General features: G+C 68.3%; 3 protein-coding genes. 1 reads left to right on the top strand and 2 read right to left on the bottom strand.

Annotated elements, in window-relative coordinates; translation table 11 throughout:
* Positions 1 to 565 (bottom strand): hypothetical protein (locus ACFDTC_RS16755; protein WP_375260020.1); only part of this gene is annotated, 565 nt, incomplete at its 3' end.
* Here ACFDTC_RS16755 and ACFDTC_RS16750 point away from each other — a divergent pair.
* Positions 545 to 1,426 carry a hypothetical protein gene (locus ACFDTC_RS16750; protein ID WP_375260019.1) on the top strand — a complete coding sequence of 294 codons (882 nt, stop codon included), beginning with the start codon at positions 545 to 547 and terminating at the stop codon, positions 1,424 to 1,426. The genes ACFDTC_RS16755 and ACFDTC_RS16750 overlap by 21 nt on opposite strands.
* A 24-nt stretch (positions 1,427 to 1,450) precedes the next feature.
* On the opposite strand, the gene ACFDTC_RS16745 is transcribed toward ACFDTC_RS16750, so the two are convergent.
* A complete protein-coding gene (locus ACFDTC_RS16745) occupies positions 1,451 to 2,281 on the bottom strand; it encodes a hypothetical protein (RefSeq protein ID WP_375260018.1) in 831 nt (276 codons plus the stop codon).
* Positions 2,282 to 2,588: the final 307 nt, after the last annotated feature.

The following is a 2,588-nucleotide window of genomic DNA, read 5'->3' as shown; positions in this document are numbered from 1 at the left end:
ACAGCGACCGTCGGCCGGCAAGACGCGCTCCGACGGCGAAGGCGATGCGCCGGGGAGAGCGGTCGCCGATGTGAACGGTGGTCGACCGGCCCCGGGCAAGCCGGCGGGCATGTACAAGCGCGGCGATCACCAGCGTCAGTTCGGGCACCTGCAGGCGGCGGCGCCACGGCCGGACCTTGAGCACCACGAAGCCGGCGGCGAGCTGCAAACGCAACCGGCCGAGGAGACCCACGCGACGGGGCGCGAAAATCCGCTCGGGCGGCATGCCGTGCGCTTTCAGGGACGCCACGATCTGGCTGGCCTTGCTGTGCGGCGTAACCGGGTCGAGCATCACGATGAACCCGGCGCCATCCGCATCGGCTCCGGGATGGTCGGCGGAGATGTAGCGCAGGCGGTGCACCGCGCGCAGAATCTGGAACGTCCCGGCCAGACCGGCCGGCGACGCGGTCGGGCCGCCCCGGATCGCCGTGCGCGCAAGGCGGCGAAACTCGCGGATCGCCCGCAGGTAAAGCGCCACCCGTTCGGCTGGCCGATCGAGAGGGCGATGGCGATCGCGGTCGTGCACGTGAAGGCCCCTTGCCGTTCTTCGCGTGTGGCGTGCGCGGGAAAACGCCCGCATTTCGGTTCCGCCGGCGCGGCGCGCAATTGTTTCGTGCCTCGCGCCGGGTTAACGAGTGCTGCCACAAAGACCGTCGAGGCGCCACCACGAATGACGTCCCCCGAAACGCCGACGATTTTCAAGTCCCTGCAGCGCGCAATCGAGGCGCATGTCTACAGGCAGATCGTGCGCGACCGGCTGAACCGCCTGCGCTACGGCGCGGGCGCGCCGCTCTCGGCCATGGCGATCTACCCGCGACCGCGCGCGATCACGCATTCGTACGCGCGAACGAAGGGCATGCCGCGTCTGGGGCGCCAGCAAAGCGGGATGGTCCGCGGCGGCGACTGGGACCAGAGCCGCAGCGACATCTCGAAGAGCACGAAACTGGTGAGCTGCCGCATGCGCTGGATCGACGGCGCCGACTGGCACGAGACGCCAATCGTGCGGCAGATGGTGGAGCAGATCGGACGCGGCCTCGCCCCGGACGGGTGCAGATCGCGCGAGGACGTCCTGGCCCGCTACCGCCGGCTCGACCGGATCTTCGAGGAGACGCGCGCGCGGGGCCGGCTGCTGGACATGGACGAACTGCCCGACTTCCACTACCGCCGCGCGCATGGCGCGACGCTGGTGCACATCGCGCGGGACGGCACGTGCCTGCGCAGCGGCGGCGGCGCGCACCGGTTCGCGATCGCGCACATCCTCGACCTGCCGGAGATGCCCGCGCAGCTGGGGGTCATTCACCCTGAGGCGCTGAAAGCGGGGCACCTGGACAGGCTGCGGAAATCGACGCTGCGGCTCCAGGCACCGAAGCCCGGCCGCTTGTCGTGATGGTCCGGGCGTGACCGGGGTCGCCTAGCCGACCCTCTCGAACAGCGCGTCGCGCTGCGCATCGGTGGCCTGCGCCACGCACAGGTAGGCGGCCTCCTTCACCAGCGCGGCCCGCGCAACCGGATCGCTTTCCGCGGCCGCCTTCTCGAGCGCGAACATCCGGACGACCGAGCGGCAGTACGACCCGAAGGACGCGCGTTCGGTCAGCTCGCCCACCCGCGACGGCGCACGGAACCGGGCGTAGAACCACCAATGCTCGGCGTTGTTGATCTCGACGCTGTAGGACATCAGGAGGCGCAGCAATCCGGCCAGATGCGCAACCGACTCCGGCCGGGACAGCGCGACGATGCCCCCGCATTTCACGACGTTGCTTGTCGTGTTGAACAGGTACGGCGTCATCTTCCTGGGGTTCAGGCCCTCGAGTTCCTCGAAGAACCAGTCGCAAAGGCGCCCGGCGTGCCTGCGTCCGGTCAGCAGATCGAGGTTGAGCGCCACGTTGAGCGCCGAAAAGACCAGGTGCGTGCGGTCCTTCCGCAGTCCGAACCCGATGGGCATCCTGCGGATGCTCTGCTCGGCGCCGAGCAGATGGTCCAGCCAGACCGGCGCCGCCTGCATGTCGACGTTCTCGCAGACCTTGTGACAGCCGGCGATCAGCGCGTAGATGCGGTCGAAATCGGTGAGCACCTCTTCGGAGCGCAAGGCGTCGAGCAGCACGATCTGCTCGTCCTTGCTCGCCGGGCGGCGGTTCTTCTTGTAGATGAGCGTGCGCGCCAAGGTCCGCCGCTTCCGGCCCGAAAGACGCTTCAGGTCCGAGAGCACGTCGGCACCGGTCGAGTTCTGGAAGTCGTTCTTCATTCCGTTCCGCCCGTTCATGATCGGTCCGACCCGACGTCAGCGAGTAGGGATCGTATGGACCGCCCGCGCATCAGGACACGCGTTCGACCAAGCTGGTACGGGATACGTCCGCAACGGGCAAGCGCAGGCGCGGCGCCTCGCAGGCTCTACGTATGCAAAGCAGGCAAGCCCTGACGGCCCCGGATTCTGCGCCACGAACGCTCGCCTACATCCTGCTTTCGCAGTCGTATGGAAGCGGCGATTTCCGGAGGTAAGTGGCAGCCCGTAGGGGAATCGAACCCCTCTTTCCAGGTTGAAAACCTGGCGT

Origin of the sequence: Citreimonas sp. (assembly GCF_042096055.1) — a bacterium.
Classification (GTDB): domain Bacteria; phylum Pseudomonadota; class Alphaproteobacteria; order Rhodobacterales; family Rhodobacteraceae; genus Citreimonas.
The sequence above is the reverse complement of the archived record's forward strand: the minus strand, read 5'-3'. Positions and strand labels throughout refer to the sequence as shown.

Excerpts from the sequence above, each read along its gene's own strand:
- ACFDTC_RS16750 (WP_375260019.1), top strand. The coding sequence starts at position 545 with ATGGCGATCGCGGTCGTGCACGTGAAGGCCCCTTGCCGTTCTTCGCGT.
- ACFDTC_RS16745 (WP_375260018.1), bottom strand. The coding sequence starts at position 2,281 with ATGAAGAACGACTTCCAGAACTCGACCGGTGCCGACGTGCTCTCGGAC.